This window comes from Chelatococcus reniformis (assembly GCF_014640075.1).
Taxonomy (GTDB): Bacteria; Pseudomonadota; Alphaproteobacteria; order Rhizobiales; family Beijerinckiaceae; genus Camelimonas; species Camelimonas reniformis.
This window is the reverse complement of record NZ_BMGG01000012.1, coordinates 145,568-159,547: the sequence shown is the minus strand read 5'-3', so window position 1 is coordinate 159,547 and position 13,980 is coordinate 145,568. Positions and strand designations below refer to the sequence as shown.

The following is a 13,980-nucleotide window of genomic DNA, read 5'->3' as shown; positions in this document are numbered from 1 at the left end:
TTTGATACCGCTCTAAGGGGTGCAATCGCAAGATTATGTTATCGGCAAAGACTGCCTTTTTGCAGTGCAGCACGCGCATTCCGGCGCCAGTCGGGGATCCCCGGTTCGCCCCGGCACGGCCGGGCCACCTTGCGTTGAAGCTTAGGTTCAGGAGTCGCCGCGCGGCCCGTCGGCAAACCCGGCGAGGTACTCTTCGATGCGGTCCGGATCGAAGATGCGGCCGTCGAAGAAGCCGTCCGGGCCGAGCACCAGCCGTCCGCGGGTGGACGCGACGGCGGTCGGGGCCGTCAGCGCCCCTTCCACCTTGGCGTTGGCGGAGGGCAGGTCGACATCCCAGGGCTTGAGCGCGGCGCGGTAGAGGTCCGGCCGGTAGGCGCGGCGTGCCGCGAGCACCGCATCGGGCCGGTAGCCGGCGTGGCCCCACCGCACCATCTGGCTGTAGAACCACAGCGCGTGGCTGGCCCACGGGAAGGTGGCGGCCGGGCCGCCGAAGGTCAGCAGCGGTCCATGCGGCTCGCCTGCCGCGACGTCGGCGATGACCTGCCGGCCGTCGAGCGCCGCCTCCAGGATCGGCGCCGGCTTGTCGAGCAGGTCCGGGCCGGCCAGCAAACGCGCCAGCTCCGCCCGGTTCTGTGGCGCGCCGCACCACAGCGAGGCGTGATAGAGAGCCCGCAACAGCGCCGCCAGCGTCTCCGCATGAGACTCCGCCCAATCGGTGCGCATGCCCAGCACCTTCTCCGGTCCCGAGCGCCAGATGGCGGCGCCGGTGACGGCGATGACGCCGACGCCCGCCTCCACGGCGAGCGAGTTCCACGGCTCGCCGACGCAGACGCCGTCGACCACCCCCTCGCGCAGCGCATCGACGACGAAGGGTGGCGGCACCACCACGATGCGTACGTCGCGGTCGGGTTCGATGCCGCAGGCGGCGAGCCAGTAACGCAGCTCGTAATTGTGAGCCGAAAACGGGAATACCACGGCCAGCGTGAGCTGCGGCTGGCCCGCAGCCAGCCGGGCCGCGATCACCTGCGCCAGCGCGGCGCCGACCGCCGCCGGTGCCCCGCCGGTACCCGCGCCGGCGGCGGCGAGGGCTTGCCAGAGCGGGCGCGAGAGGGTCACGGCGTTGCCGCCGAGCCCGAAGGAGAAGGGCGCGATCATCGGCGCGGCGAGCGGCAGCAGGCCGAGGGCGGCGGCCACGGGGATCGGTGCCAGCATGTGCGCCACGTCGAAATGGCCGATGGCGACGCGGTCGCGGATGTTGGCCCAGCTGGTCTCGCGCGCGAGGTCGAGGGTGAGGCCCTCCGCCTCGGCGAAGCCCAGGCGTGCGGCGACGATGAGGGGCGCCGCGTCGAGCAGGGGGATGAAGCCCGCGCGCACGATCTCGCTCATGGCTCACCCCCGTCGAGCAGGCTCGCGGCGGTGACGAGACTGCGCGCCACCTCGACCAGCTTGCGGCTCTGGTTCATGGCCGTCTTGCGCAGCAGCGCGTAGGCCTCCTCCTCGCCGATGCCGCGGTTCTTCATCAGGATGCCCTTGGCGCGGTCGATGACCTTGCGTTCGGCAAGCTCGGTCCTGGTTGCCTCCAGTTCGCCCCTGAGGCGGCTGAAGGCGTTGAAACGGCTGATGGCCATGTCGACGATCGGCTTCACCCGCTCACGCTTGAGCCCGTCGACGATGTAGGCGGAGACGCCGGCGTCCACCGCGGCCTCGATCATGGCCCGGTCGGAGCGGTCGACGAACATCGCGACGGGCCGCGCCACCACCCGCGACACCTGGAACATCTGCTCCAGCACGTCGCGGCTGGGATCCTCCAGGTCGATGATCACCACGTCCGGGTCGAGGGCAACGAGCTGGCGCAGCAGGTTGGTCTTGCCGGAGAGCACGCTGACCTGGGCGATCCCGGCCATGTGCAGGCCTTCCTCGAGGATCGCGGCCCGCACGAGGTTGTCGTCGACGATGGCGACGGTGAGGGTGGTGTCGGGTGGATCGGGCCGGTTCATGGGCTGCGCAAGGTCAGTCCAAACCATGACAAGAATCGGAGCACGGCGCCACTATTCCGCCGCCTCCAGCGCGCCGACCACGTGGCTCAGCACCGGGTCGTGCACGCCGAGCTCCAGCAGCTGCGCGTGCGTGCTGCGGACATAGTCCGGGTTGACGCCCGATTGGCCGACGCCATGGCGCACCAGGCGCACCACCTCCGCCGGCGCCAGCCGGCCGGCGTACTGCGGATGTGTCCGATCGACGATGTAGACCAGCGCCCGGATGGCGACGCCGCTGTCGAGCGTGACGGAGGCGGTGCGCTCCAGATAGACCGAGGTGACCTGCTCGCGCTCGCGCAGATAGGCGATGGTGTCGTCGCGCCGCGCGGCCGCCACCCGGAAGGTCGAGCCGCGGCAGGAGCCGCCCCGGTCGAGGCCGAGCACCAGCCCGGGCTCCTCGGGCGTGCCGCGGTGGTAGTGCGAATAGACGCAGAGCGAGCGGTGATAGCCGTGCACGCGGCCGATATGGCGCTCGAGGAAGGGGAATCCCGGCCGCCACATCAGCGAGCCGTAGCCGAACACCCACAGGTCTTCGCCGGCCGCGCTCATGCCGGCCTCCGGCCCGCCGGGCGGCTGCGACGGCGCGGTTGCGAGCGGGGAGGAAAGGCCCACATGGTCGATATCGTTCTTCAAGGCTGGAGGTCGCGATGCGCAGGCGTGGCCCTCTTCTTGAGTGGATGCATAGCGGGGTCAAGCCCCGGCCCTCCGGCTCGATATCGTCGTGGGTTCACCCGGCCAACCATCGCGCCGGCCTCGGTGAGCATCATGTCGCCTCAAATCCGGCCTGCATGGTATGAGCGGCCGGCCGTGCCCGACAGGCCCAAGCGAGGAGTTCCGTGTGAGCGACAGGTCCCCAGAACGCGCGCCCCAGCCCCGTCGACCGTTCCGCTGGGCCCTGTATCTCCCCTATTTCGTGCTGCTGGTCCTGGCGATCGCCTGGTGTGCCTTCTGGTTCGTGGCGCGCCAGCGGGTCGAGGCGGCGATGGAAGGCTGGTTCGCCCAGGAGGCGGCGCAGGGGCGCAACTGGGTGTGCCCGAACCGGCACGTGGCCGGCTTTCCCATGCGCTTCGAGCTCGCCTGCGAGGCGCCCACATTCTCCGGCAATACGCCGCAGGGGCCGATCGAAGGCAGCGTCGCCCATTTCATTGCCGCCGCGCAGATCTACGACCCCAATCTGGTGGTCGCCGATCTCCGGGGGCCGCTCGTCGTCAAGTCGACCGTGACCGGCCAGTCGGCCAAGCTCGGCTGGGCAGCCTTCGACATCAGCGTGCGGCGCGGCCAGGGCGGCCTGGTGCGCATGTCGACCGTCATCCGGGAGCCCAACCTCACGCTGGTTGCCGCCAACGGCGGCGAGACGCCGCTGGCGCGCGGCCAGCTGTTCGAAGCCCATGTGCGGCCCGATCCGGACCGGCCGGCCGAGCAGGGCGCCTACGATCTGGTGAGCCGTCTCGACAAGGCGACGATCCCCATGCTCGACCAGCTGCTGCGCTCGGCCGAGCCCGCATCCCTGGAGCTGCAGTCCACCGCCACTCAGGCCAGTGCCTTCTTCACCGGCGCCGGCCCCGCCCAGTTCGAGCAATGGCGCGCCCGCGGCGGCGCGCTCGATCTGGTGCTGCTCAAGCTCGACAAGGGCCCGCAGCGTCTGGAGGCCAACGGCACGCTCGCGCTCGACGACCAGCACCGTCCGTCCGGCCGCATCACCGCGCGGGCCGCCGGTCTGGGCGAACTCGTCGGCGCCCTTTCCGGGCGTGGCGGCGGGCTCGGCGGGCTGATCGCGGGCGGTCTCGGCATGCTCGGCCGGCCGGCCGCGACGTCCGGCGCAGGCCCGGCGATGACGACGCTGCCGACGGTCGTGCTCGCCAACGGGCAGGTGATGGTCGGCCCGTTCGTCGTTGCTCGTATCCCGCCGCTCTACTGAATACTACAGAAATATTGAGTTATATTACATGCCCGTTGCCATCGGCCTGGCGGCTTTTCTTCCATCGGCCACCAGTAGCCGATGCAGACGAGCGCGAGCCCGACGCCTATGGCGATTGCGAAACCATGCTTCGCAGTTTGGCACCCGCCTCATCGACGGCCCTCGCTCTCGCCGTCGTTATGGTCGCAATGTCGAACGCGTAGGCCGCCCAACCCATGGGGCGGGGTGAGTTCCAGCCAAACATAGCCCTGGCGCGACTTAGTAGAGCGTTTTCGAGCGAAGTGGACGCCGGTTCGCGTGAAGAAAACGCGACAGATCAAACAGATAGAGCATTTCGGCGATTCGAAGAAACGCGGAAATGCTCTATCGGTTGCGTGGCCTGGCAGCGCTACCGCACCTTGGGCGTGAGCAAGGTCTTGGGCCGACGCTGCCGCGCCGTGTTGAACAGCGAGAAGGTGCGCGACACGTAGTTGGTCACCCCGGACAGGCCCTTGATGTATTCCTGCAAGGTCGGCGTCATGTCCGCCTCGATGAGGCGCACGGGGCGTGACGGATCCTGGGTCTCGAAGCGCACGTAGAACAGCGGCTCGCCGCGGCGGATGACGATGTCCTGCTTGGGATCGTACCACTCGAAGGCCCAGACGAGCTGGCGCGGCCACACGTCGATGGGAAACCGCCCGCCGATCAGCAGGCCGGGGAGCGCCGCCGGCCGGTAATGCACGAATGGCGGCATCTGATTGATGTAGACCGGCTCGTCGGCGATGAAGATGTAGGGCGTCATCATCTGCAGCAACGGGCGGCTGGGATGGCGCCACTCCTTCGGCGAGACGATGACCACCATCTGGCTGAGGTGCTTGGTGCGGATCGAGGAGGCGTCGCCGGCCCCGTTGATGAGGCGCGGGACCTTGGTTTGCTCGTCGACGGCGAACTTGAGGTGCAGGTCGATCGGCGACACCACCTCGAACAGCCGCGACTCATAGTCGAGCACGGCCGGGCAATAGGCGACGGACTTGGCGTGCTTGGGCGTCGGCTCGGACCGCGATACCTTCCGCGGCGCGTCCCAGATGAAGCCGGAGCTCTGCGATTCCAGCAGCCAGCCGACTTCGGCGAGCTTGCTCAGCTTCGGCGACCGTGGCCGCAGCCAGCTCATGTTCACGTTCAGCCCCATGGTGCGCCCCGTCCCTCGGGCGCCTGGTGATCCGGCGGCCTTGCCCGATCGCGCAGAAGGCGCCCACATCCAAAAACGTGAAGCCTCCGTCCCGGCCGGACGACCGCACCCGGCCGTGACAGGCTCCTGCCCCCGCGCGGGCGGCACCAATGCCCCGGCCGGACCGCGCCGACCGCTGCGTGAAATGCCGCTCTCGCTGACGAAGCAGAGCCCTCGTGCGCTCGGATCGTCAAGCGTGCGGCCGCACCTCGCGGCGCGCCGCCTGCGTGCCTGCGGGCGAAGGCCAGGCCTCCGTCCGGCCGCGTTCCGCCCATCGCGCCCGCAGGCCATGGCGCGGGACCGACGTGGTCCAATGCGGCCAGAGCCGGTCGACGGCCTGGCGCCGCGCCGTCCGCGCTCGCGCCGGGGCGGTATCGTTGCCCGCGCCATAACGCGGATCGTCGCGGGCGGCGACGATGACCGGGGGCGCGCCGAACTGATCGGCGGTCACGTCGACGATCCACGCGCCCGCCACCAGCCAGGCGTGCGCCTGCCAGGCGCGGCCGTCATGGAAGCCGTAGGGGCCAAGGTTCGGCGCGTCCGCGGCAAGCCTGGGGGTGCCGCTCGTCCAGCGGCTGAGGACAGCAAAATCCTCGCCGAGGACGCGCTGGAGGAACAGGCTCGACCGGCCGCAGGTGCCGCGAGACGGCGGCTCGCGCCGCTCGCTCGACGCGTGCCAGATGTCCCAGGTCGGCTCCAGAAAGGTGCGCACCGCCGTTGCGACCCGCATCAATTGCAGGTCGCAGACCGGCGGCTGCGCGTCGATCACTCCGGCTCCGCCTCGGCGTGACGCCGGCCGAAATCAGGCTCCGCCGTCTCCTGGCCGAGGTCGATGATGCCGCGCCGGATGGCCCGCGTGCGCGTGAAGAGCTCGAACAGCGCGTCGCCATCGCTCCAGCGGATGGCGCGCGCCAGGGCCGCCAGATCCTCGTTGAAGCGGCCGATCATCTCCAGCACAGCGTCCTTGTTGTGCAGGAACACGTCGCGCCACATGGTCGGGTCGGAGGCCGCGATGCGGGTGAAGTCGCGGAAGCCGCCGGCCGAGAACTTGATCACCTCGGAGCGCGTCACCGTCTCCAGGTCGGCGGCGGTGCCGACGATGTTGTAGGCGATGAGGTGCGGCAGGTGGCTGGTGATCGCGAGCACGAGATCGTGATGCTCGGCGGTCATCACCTCGACATTGGCCCCCATCCCCTCCCAGAGCGCGCGCAACGCCGCGACCGCCTCCGGGTTGGCGCCTTCCGGCGGCGTCAGGATGCACCAGCGGTTGAGGAACAGGCCGGCGAAACCCGCCTCCGGGCCCGAGTTCTCGGTGCCGGCGACCGGGTGGGCGGGCACGAAATGCACGCCGAGCGGCAGGTGCGGGGCCACCTGGGTGACGACGGAGGCCTTCACCGAACCCACGTCGGAGACGATTGCCCCCGGCTTCAGGGCGCTCGCGATGGCCGCCGCCACGGCGCCGCAAGCGCCGACCGGCACGCAGAGGATGACGACGTCGGCGGCGCGCGCCGCCGCCGCCGCGTCCGTTCCCACCGCGTCGCCGAGACCGAGACGTCGGGCCGTGTCCGCCGCCGCGGGGTCGTGGTCGGCGATGGCGATGTGGCGCGCCAGCCCGCGCTGGCGCACGGCACGGGCGATCGACGAGCCGATGAGGCCGATGCCGACGATCGCCAGCCGATCCACCAGCGGGGCGGCGAGCCGCTGCGCGAGGCGCTCAGGCATGAGCGACGCGCGCCTCGGGCGCCGGGGCTGTCGCGGCCTGGAACTCGGCCAGGGCTGCGACCAGCAGCCGGTTGGCCTCTTCGCTGCCGATGGTCACGCGCAGGGCATCGGGCAGGCCATAGGCCGCGACCGCCCGCACCACGAGGCCGCGCTTGACCAGGAAGGCGTCGGCGTCCCGTGCCGCGCGTCCCGGCTCGTCGGGAAAATGCACCAGCACGAAGTTGGCGACGCTCGGCGTTACGGCGAGGCCGAGCTTACCGATCTCCTCGGTCAGCCACGGCAGCCAGCGGTTGTTGTGGGCGACGGCGGCGGCCACATGGCCCTCGTCGCCGATCGCCGCCGCGCCCGCCGCGATGGCCGGGGCGCCGACGTTGAACGGGCCGCGGATGCGGTTCAGGGCGTCCACAAGGTGGGCCGGGCCGTAGGCCCAGCCGATGCGGAGTGCCGCCAGGCCGTGGATCTTGGAGAAGGTCCGCGTCATCACGACGTTGTCGTGACGTTCCGCGAGCTCCAGGCCGGAGACGTAGTCGTCGCGAGTGACGTATTCGGCATAGGCCGCATCGATGACCAGCAGCACGTGCGGGGGCAGACCGGCGTGCAGCCGCTCGATCTCGGTCGCCGGCAGATAGGTGCCGGTCGGGTTGTTGGGGTTGGCGAGGAAGACGACCTTGGTGCGCGCGGTGACGGACGCCAGGATGGCGTCGACATCGGCGCGGTGCCGGTGCTCCGGCGCCGTCACGGGCGTGCCGCCCGCCGCCAGGATGGCGATGCGGTAGACCAGGAAGCCGTGCTGGGTGAAGACACCCTCATCACCCGGGCCGATGTAGGCATCGGTGATCATGGTCAGCAATTCGTCCGAGCCTGCGCCGCAGACGATGCGGTCGGCATCGAGCCCGAAGCGATCGGCGATGGCGCGGCGCAGGCGCAGCGAGGAGCCGTCCGGGTAGGATTCCAGATGGGCCGCCGCCGCTCTGTAGGCCTCGACCGCGCGCGGGCTGGGGCCCAGCGGCGTCTCGTTGGAGGACAGCTTGTAGACCTTGGCGACGCCGGGCGCTTCGCTGCGGCCGGGGATGTAGGGAGCGATCGACAGGACGCCGGGGCGCGGCTCCGGACGGATCGGGCGAGGGGCCATGGTGAACTCCAGTCTACACGCGGGCGGCCGTGCCGTCGGCGCGCCACCGTCTGATGACAGGCACTGAGCGCCCGTAACCGCTTGCTTTAGCGCATCTGCCCCGGTTTGTGACACCGCTTTTCGCCAAAGCCCGACGGGAGGAGAGCTGACGCGTCGTCGCGGGGCCAGCGCATGGGCGGGAATGGCGCGCAGAGTGGGAAAACCCTTGCGCGTGTTCTTCGCCCGGCCCGATGTCCCATTGTCCGGTCAGGATCGGGAACGTGCAGGCCTCGTCGATGGCGAGCAGGTCAGAGGGCCCGCACCTGGGCTCGGCCATGCGGCGGCCTCGGCCCCGCCTCGGCCAGGGCGATAGAGGCTACGCGAGCCACTCTCTCACGGCTGAATGATGTCCGCCGCCTTCGGATCGGTGAGAAACAGCTTTTGACGCTGCATGGCCGCGATCCACCAATCTATGTTGGCGGGCGCGACGGTGCTTTGCAGGTTGGGGAAGCCGAGCAGCTTGAGCGCATCGGGCGGCAGCTTGGTGTATCGCGCCAGGCTCTCCAGCGCGGCGGGCTTGTTGTCGGCGACGAACCGCCGCCCGTCGTCGAGAGCCGCGCGGAAGGCGGCCAGCTCTGCCGGGTGCCTGGCGATCCAGTCGTCGGTGGCGACGTATGAGCCGAGCATCACCCCGGCCGGGGCCTTCTCGTAGACGGGACCGGCCGCATAGCCGACGGCCTGGTCGACGGCGCGTGAGAAGAACGGGTCGGTCATCACCGCGGCATCGACCTGCCCGCCCTTCATGACGTCGGCGTGCTGGGCAAACTGAACTTCGACCCATTTGACCCGACCCGGGTCGACGCCGTTCTCCATGAGCCAGTTGCGGGCGGCGATGTGCAGGATCGAGTTCAGGCCGCTCACCGCCACCTTCCTGCCGACGAAGTCCGCGGGCGCGTTGATGCCGCTGCCCGCGCGCGCCACGATGCCGAGCTTGCCGAAGGTCGGCAGGACCGAGCCGCCGGCGATGATCTTGAGCGTCAGGCCGGCGTCGGCCGCCGAAAGGGCGCTCGGCACGCCCGAACCCAAGACGTCGAAGGAGCCCGCCGTCAGCGCAGGCATCGCCGTGCCACCCATGGCTGGGACGTAGGTCACGTCGAGACCGTGCTTCCTGAACAATCCCTGATCCAGCGCGACGTAGGCTGCCAGGAAATCGCTCGTCGGCGCCAGACCGAGCTTCACCGGCTCGCCCGCATGGGCGGCCATCGGCAGCAGCGCGAGCGCGGCGACGCGGAGAATGAACGAGGGACGCATCCGAAGGCCTTTCGATGGAGTAGCGATGCGAGGAGGTCCGCCGTGCGCACCCCCGTGGAGAGCGGTTTTTGGTGTCGGCATGGCCGTCGAGGGTCAGGACGCGAGCCGCCAGCGCAGGCAGCGAGCTTCCAGGATGGACAGCAGCATCGCCCCGGCCATTCCGATGAGCCCCAGGATGGCGACCCCGGCGAAAACGTTCGCCGACCTCATCAGGCGGCCGGCGTCGAGGATGGCCGCCCCGAGGCCGTCGCCGCCGGCCATCATCTCCGTGACCGCGGTCAGGATGAGCGCAACGGTGAGGCTGAGCCGTAGCCCCGCCAGGATGTCCGGGATGGCGCTGGGCAACGCGATGTCGCGGATGACGCGCCGGCGCGGCATGCCGAGCGCGTGCGCCACTTCCAAGAGCCTCGGCTCGACCGACTGGACGCCGTGCATCGTCCCCACCAGCATGGGCCATACCGCGCCGAAGGCGATCACCGCCAGGACCATGCTCTCACCGAGGCCCAGCAGGGCGATGGCGACCGGGATCGTGGCGGAGGCCGGCAACGGGCGCAGCAGCTCGAGGGTCGGCTTCAGGTAGGCCGAGGCGAGCGGCGACAGCCCGATCACGGCGCCGAGCGCCACGCCGACGACGGACGCAAGCAGCCAGCCGACGAGCATGTGGCCGAGCGTCGTTGCCGTGCGCGCCGCCAGATCGCCCTGGGTCCAGCCCCGATGAAGCGCGCTCCAGATGCGATCGGGCCCCGGGAAGAACACCGGCGAAAACACGCGGGCGTCGGCCGCTTGCTGCCAGGCCGCGACGATGACGCAGAACACGAGCGCGCTGGCGGCAATCCAGGCGAGGCGGGACACGCTCATGGCGACGGCGCCTGGCGCGCGGCTGCGCCCATCACCCGTGCCGCGAGCAGCAGGAGCAGGGCATTGAGGGCCCAGCCGATGCCGCCGATCCACAGCAGCACGGCGAGCATCAGGGCGGGATCGAGCGCCTGCTGCGCCTCGATCATGGCGTAGCCCAACCCGACCGGGTTGGCCGTCATCTCGACGGTGATGGCGACGATGAGGGCAAATCCGACGGAGAGCCGGACCGCCACCACGATATTCGGCAGGATCGACGGCATGATGATCTTGCCGATGCGCGCCAGGGGCGACAGCCGCAGCGCGCGGGAGACCTCGATCAGGCGTGGCTCCACCCCTCTGACGGCCGACCGCGACAGGATGAGGGCCGGCCAGATGCAGGCGAACGCCACGGTCGTCACCTCGGTCCTGAAGCCCAGACCTGACACGATGATGAGGATCGGGATAATGGCGACCGGCGGCACCGGCCGGATCAACTCCACGGTGACTTCCATGAGCCGGTCGAGCGGGCGGACGAGGCCGAAGGCGATGCCGGCGGCCAGGCCCAAAACAACGCCGATGACGAGCCCGGCGAAGGCGGCCCCGAGCGTCTGCGCCGTCGCCGCGAACAGCGAGCCGTCGAGGGCTGCCCGCGCGCCCGCGCCGGCGATGGCGGACGGGGCAGCCAAGGTGGTGCTGTCGAGCCCGGAAATGCGGGCCGCGGCCTCCGCGACCAGCAGCCCGCCGAGGGGGAGGCACAGGCCGCGTGCGCGGTCGGCCCGGGACGCCAAGCCGCTCACGATTCGGCCGCCTTGATGAATTCGAACAGCGCGCGCCGCAGGCGCAGGAAATCGGGGTGCTCGATCGTCGCCAGCTGGTCGCGTGGCCGGGCCAGCCCGATATCGAACTCGCGGGCGACGCGGCCGGGATTGGGCGCCAGACCGATGACGCGGTCGGCAAGATAGATCGCCTCCTCCAGATCGTGCGTGACGAAGAAGACCGTGATGCCGCGGTCGGTCACGATTCGCAGCAGTTCGTCCTGCAGGTGCTGCCTGGTCATGGCGTCGAGCGCACCGAACGGCTCGTCCATGAGCAGCACGGTCGGCTCCTGGGCGAGTGCCCGGGCGATCTGCAGCCGCTGCTGCATTCCCCCGGACATCGCCGCCGGATATTTGTCCGCGTGGCCGCCCAAGCCCAACAGCGCGAGCAGCTCGGCGATTCGCGCCGGCCTTTGCGGCTTGGGCAGGCCGATGGCCTCGAGCGCCAGTGCGACGTTTCCTGCCGCGGTCCGCCACGGCAGCAGGGCCTTGCCGTAGTCCTGGAAGACGATGGCGACGTCGGGCCTGGGCGCGGCGGTCGGCTGGCCATTGAACGTGACCGTGCCGGCGGTCGGCTGGACGAAGCCGGCAATCATGCGCAGCAGCGTCGTCTTTCCGCAGCCCGACGGCCCCACGACGCAGACCACCTCGCCGCCGCGGATGTCGAGGGACACGCCGTCGATGATCGTACGGCCGCCGATGTCGAGCCCGACCTGGCGGAAGCGGATGAGGGGCGCGGGGGCGATCGCTTCGATCGCCACGCCGGGCGTCTCGAACCGCCGCTTCGCTTGTCTGACGCGTACGCTCATGAGGGGCCCCGGTGGGATGTCCTGCCGGGCCAAGCAATGCACGATCGGTGCCACACCGAGCCGCTTTACGCGATATTGGATACAATCGGGTACAGCAGCTGCGGTCCGCCGGCACCGCGAGCGGCCACTTGCCGCCGCGCGTGCGACCCTGGCGGTCGTCGTGCTCACATCTTCGGCAGCGTCCGTTCAGTATTGCGCCATTTGGCTGAGCGTCACGTCTCGGTGGCGAGCCGCGCACACTGCGAACCCGACGACGCATCGCCGAGGGGCAGGCTCAGGGAGGGGGGATCTCGAACCATCTCTTGCAATTATTGTGTCCAATCTGCCGGTCTGGCACGATGCGTGCTGCAACCCGCCGACAGTGTGAGGAGCCAACCTTGGATACGCATTCTCCCTATCTCGCCCGTCTCGATCCGGTCCGCGTCGCGGTGGTCCAGGGCACCCCGGCCGTCTTCGACGTGGCGGGCACGCTGGACCGGGTGCGGGCCTATGCGGCGGATGCCGCCGGCCGGGGCGCACGGCTCTGCGTCTTTCCGGAAGCCTTCCTCTCGGGCTACCCGCGAGGGTTCAACTTCGACAGTCCGATGGCGACGCGCATGCGGCTGGGCCGCTCGGCGCCGCCGGACCTGCGCGAGAGCGGCCATTTCGTCACCTATTGGCAGAGCGCGATCGAGGTTCCCGGCCCCGCGACGGAGGCCCTCTCGACCATTGCGGCCGAGACACGCCAGCACGTGGTCATCGGCGTCACCGAGCGAGACGGAGGCACCCTCTATTGCACCGTGCTGTTCTTCGGTCCGGACGGGCGCCTCCTGGGCAAGCACCGCAAGCTGATGCCGACGGGCAACGAGCGCATGCTGTGGGGCTTCGGCGACGGATCGACCCTTCCCGTGTTGAAGACGGAGATCGGCAACATCGGGGCGGCGCTCTGCTACGAGAACTACATGCCGTTGCTGCGGACGAAGATGTACGCCGACGGCGTGACCATCTATTGCGCGCCCACCGCGGCCAGCGGGGAGCTGTGGAGCGCTACCATGCAGCACATCGCCATGGAGGGAGGCTGCTTCGTCCTCGGCTGCAACCAGTTCACGCGCCAGCGCGACTACCCGCCCGAATACGCGGCCGGCCTGGGCAACGAGCCGGATCGGACGGTGTCGGCCGGCGGGAGCTGCATCGTCGATCCGACCGGCCGGTTCCTGGCCGAGCCCGCCTACGAAGGGGACACCATCCTGATCGCCGACCTCGATCCGACGGCGATCATCAACGCCAAGGCCCTGTTCGATTCCGTCGGCCACTATTCCCGGCCGGACGTGTTCCAGCTCACGGTCAACGAGCGCCGCAACACGCTGGTGGCGGCGGCGTCCGGCCAGCCGGACGGCCTCCTGCCGTGACGTCGGCCGGCCCGAACCAAAGCCCTGCGGCGACCCGCGCGGGAGCCCGGCCGGCCGAGCCCGCGCGCGCCGCGATGACGCGCGGCGAATCGGTCCTCTCCAAACTGCGTAACGGCATCCTGCGTGAAGAGCACGCCGGTGGGCAGCATATGAACGAGGCGGAACTGGCATCGCGCCTTGGCTGCTCGCGCACACCGGTCCGCTCGGCCCTCTCCGTGCTGGCGGCGGAAGGCCTGCTCACCTATACGCCGAACGCAGGCTACGTCGTCCGAACGTACTCGGCCAAGGATATCGCCGACATCTTCGAGGTTCGCTGCACGCTGGAGGGCCTGGCCAACCGCCAGGCCGCCGAGGCCGGGCTGAGCGATGCGCAGTTCGGACAGCTGCGCGGCATTCTGGCGGCCACCGACGAACTGCTGGCCCGCAATGAATGGTCGAACGCCGTGTGCGACCGGTGGATCGACCTGAACCAGGAATTCCACACAGCCATCTTCCTCGCCTCGGGCAACCGCCACCTCTGCGAGCTGCTGGCCCGCATTCAAAAGATGCCGGTCATCAGCAACCTCAGGTACAGCTGGTTCAACCGCGACATCGTCAGCCACGCTCACGACGACCACCTTGCCCTCTGCGACGCGCTCCGCGAGCGGCAGGCGACGCGGGCGGAGTCGCTCGGGCGCGAGCACATCTACCGCACGACGCGGATCATCATCGATCTCTGCAAGCGTCGGGAAGCCGAGGCTTCGGCGGAGGACGCCGGGCAGCCATTCCCCCATGCGGATGGCGGCGTTCGCAGCCGGGGCAGAGGGCGCGCCCGCAGCTGAGGCTG

14 protein-coding genes are annotated in these 13,980 nt (G+C 69.9%); 3 read left to right on the top strand and 11 right to left on the bottom strand.

What is annotated here, in order from left to right:
- Nucleotides 1-147: 147 nt before the first annotated feature.
- Genes IEW34_RS28540 through IEW34_RS28530 form a run of 3 tightly spaced genes read right to left on the bottom strand, consistent with a single transcriptional unit; the run spans nt 148 to nt 2,585 of the window.
- Complete coding sequence (locus IEW34_RS28540) at nt 148-1,386, bottom strand: CmpA/NrtA family ABC transporter substrate-binding protein (RefSeq protein ID WP_188612640.1); 1,239 nt, start codon at nt 1,384-1,386, stop codon at nt 148-150.
- The gene (locus tag IEW34_RS28535) at nt 1,383-1,997 is read right to left on the bottom strand and encodes an ANTAR domain-containing response regulator (protein WP_188612684.1); all 615 of its coding nucleotides are present in this window, start codon (nt 1,995-1,997) and stop codon (nt 1,383-1,385) included. The genes IEW34_RS28540 and IEW34_RS28535 overlap by 4 nt, the downstream gene beginning before the upstream one ends.
- Nucleotides 1,998-2,048: 51 nt before the next feature.
- Nucleotides 2,049-2,585 (bottom strand): gamma-glutamylcyclotransferase, encoded by a 537-nt coding sequence (locus IEW34_RS28530; protein ID WP_188612639.1) that lies wholly within the window; start codon nt 2,583-2,585, stop codon nt 2,049-2,051.
- A gap of 289 nt (nt 2,586-2,874) precedes the next feature.
- Between IEW34_RS28530 and IEW34_RS28525 the strand changes: the two genes are divergently transcribed.
- Nucleotides 2,875-3,954, top strand: coding sequence for a DUF2125 domain-containing protein (locus IEW34_RS28525; protein ID WP_188612638.1), 1,080 nt, complete (start codon nt 2,875-2,877; stop codon nt 3,952-3,954).
- 388 nt (nt 3,955-4,342) lie between these two features.
- On the opposite strand, the gene IEW34_RS28520 is transcribed toward IEW34_RS28525, so the two are convergent.
- The 8 genes from IEW34_RS28520 to IEW34_RS28485 all read right to left on the bottom strand — a co-directional run bounded on the left by IEW34_RS28520 (nt 4,343) and on the right by IEW34_RS28485 (nt 11,766).
- Nucleotides 4,343-5,122, bottom strand: coding sequence for a hypothetical protein (locus tag IEW34_RS28520; RefSeq protein WP_210324615.1), 780 nt, complete (start codon nt 5,120-5,122; stop codon nt 4,343-4,345).
- A gap of 229 nt (nt 5,123-5,351) precedes the next feature.
- A complete protein-coding gene (locus IEW34_RS28515; protein WP_188612637.1) occupies nt 5,352-5,930 on the bottom strand; it encodes a hypothetical protein in 579 nt (192 codons plus the stop codon).
- Entirely contained in the window at nt 5,927-6,883 is a 957-nt protein-coding gene (locus tag IEW34_RS28510) for a prephenate/arogenate dehydrogenase family protein (RefSeq protein WP_188612636.1), read from the bottom strand. Before IEW34_RS28510 ends, IEW34_RS28515 begins: the two co-directional genes overlap by 4 nt.
- A complete protein-coding gene (gene hisC / locus IEW34_RS28505; protein ID WP_188612635.1) occupies nt 6,876-8,015 on the bottom strand; it encodes a histidinol-phosphate transaminase in 1,140 nt (379 codons plus the stop codon). Before hisC ends, IEW34_RS28510 begins: the two co-directional genes overlap by 8 nt.
- A 372-nt stretch (nt 8,016-8,387) precedes the next feature.
- Nucleotides 8,388-9,305 carry an ABC transporter substrate-binding protein gene (locus IEW34_RS28500; RefSeq protein ID WP_188612634.1) on the bottom strand — a complete coding sequence of 306 codons (918 nt, stop codon included), beginning with the start codon at nt 9,303-9,305 and terminating at the stop codon, nt 8,388-8,390.
- 93 nt (nt 9,306-9,398) lie between these two features.
- On the bottom strand, nt 9,399-10,163 hold the full coding sequence (locus IEW34_RS28495) for an ABC transporter permease (RefSeq protein WP_188612633.1): 765 nt from the start codon (nt 10,161-10,163) through the stop codon (nt 9,399-9,401).
- The gene (locus IEW34_RS28490; RefSeq protein WP_244642278.1) at nt 10,160-10,939 is read right to left on the bottom strand and encodes an ABC transporter permease; all 780 of its coding nucleotides are present in this window, start codon (nt 10,937-10,939) and stop codon (nt 10,160-10,162) included. Before IEW34_RS28490 ends, IEW34_RS28495 begins: the two co-directional genes overlap by 4 nt.
- Nucleotides 10,936-11,766 carry an ABC transporter ATP-binding protein gene (locus IEW34_RS28485; protein ID WP_188612632.1) on the bottom strand — a complete coding sequence of 277 codons (831 nt, stop codon included), beginning with the start codon at nt 11,764-11,766 and terminating at the stop codon, nt 10,936-10,938. The genes IEW34_RS28490 and IEW34_RS28485 overlap by 4 nt, the downstream gene beginning before the upstream one ends.
- Before the next feature lie 377 nt (nt 11,767-12,143).
- Between IEW34_RS28485 and IEW34_RS28480 the strand changes: the two genes are divergently transcribed.
- Together IEW34_RS28480 and IEW34_RS28475 are read left to right on the top strand one after the other, a co-directional pair.
- Entirely contained in the window at nt 12,144-13,154 is a 1,011-nt protein-coding gene (locus IEW34_RS28480) for a nitrilase-related carbon-nitrogen hydrolase (protein WP_244642277.1), read from the top strand.
- Nucleotides 13,151-13,975 carry a GntR family transcriptional regulator gene (locus IEW34_RS28475; protein WP_188612630.1) on the top strand — a complete coding sequence of 275 codons (825 nt, stop codon included), beginning with the start codon at nt 13,151-13,153 and terminating at the stop codon, nt 13,973-13,975. The genes IEW34_RS28480 and IEW34_RS28475 overlap by 4 nt, the downstream gene beginning before the upstream one ends.
- The last annotated feature ends 5 nt before the right edge of the window (nt 13,976-13,980 follow it).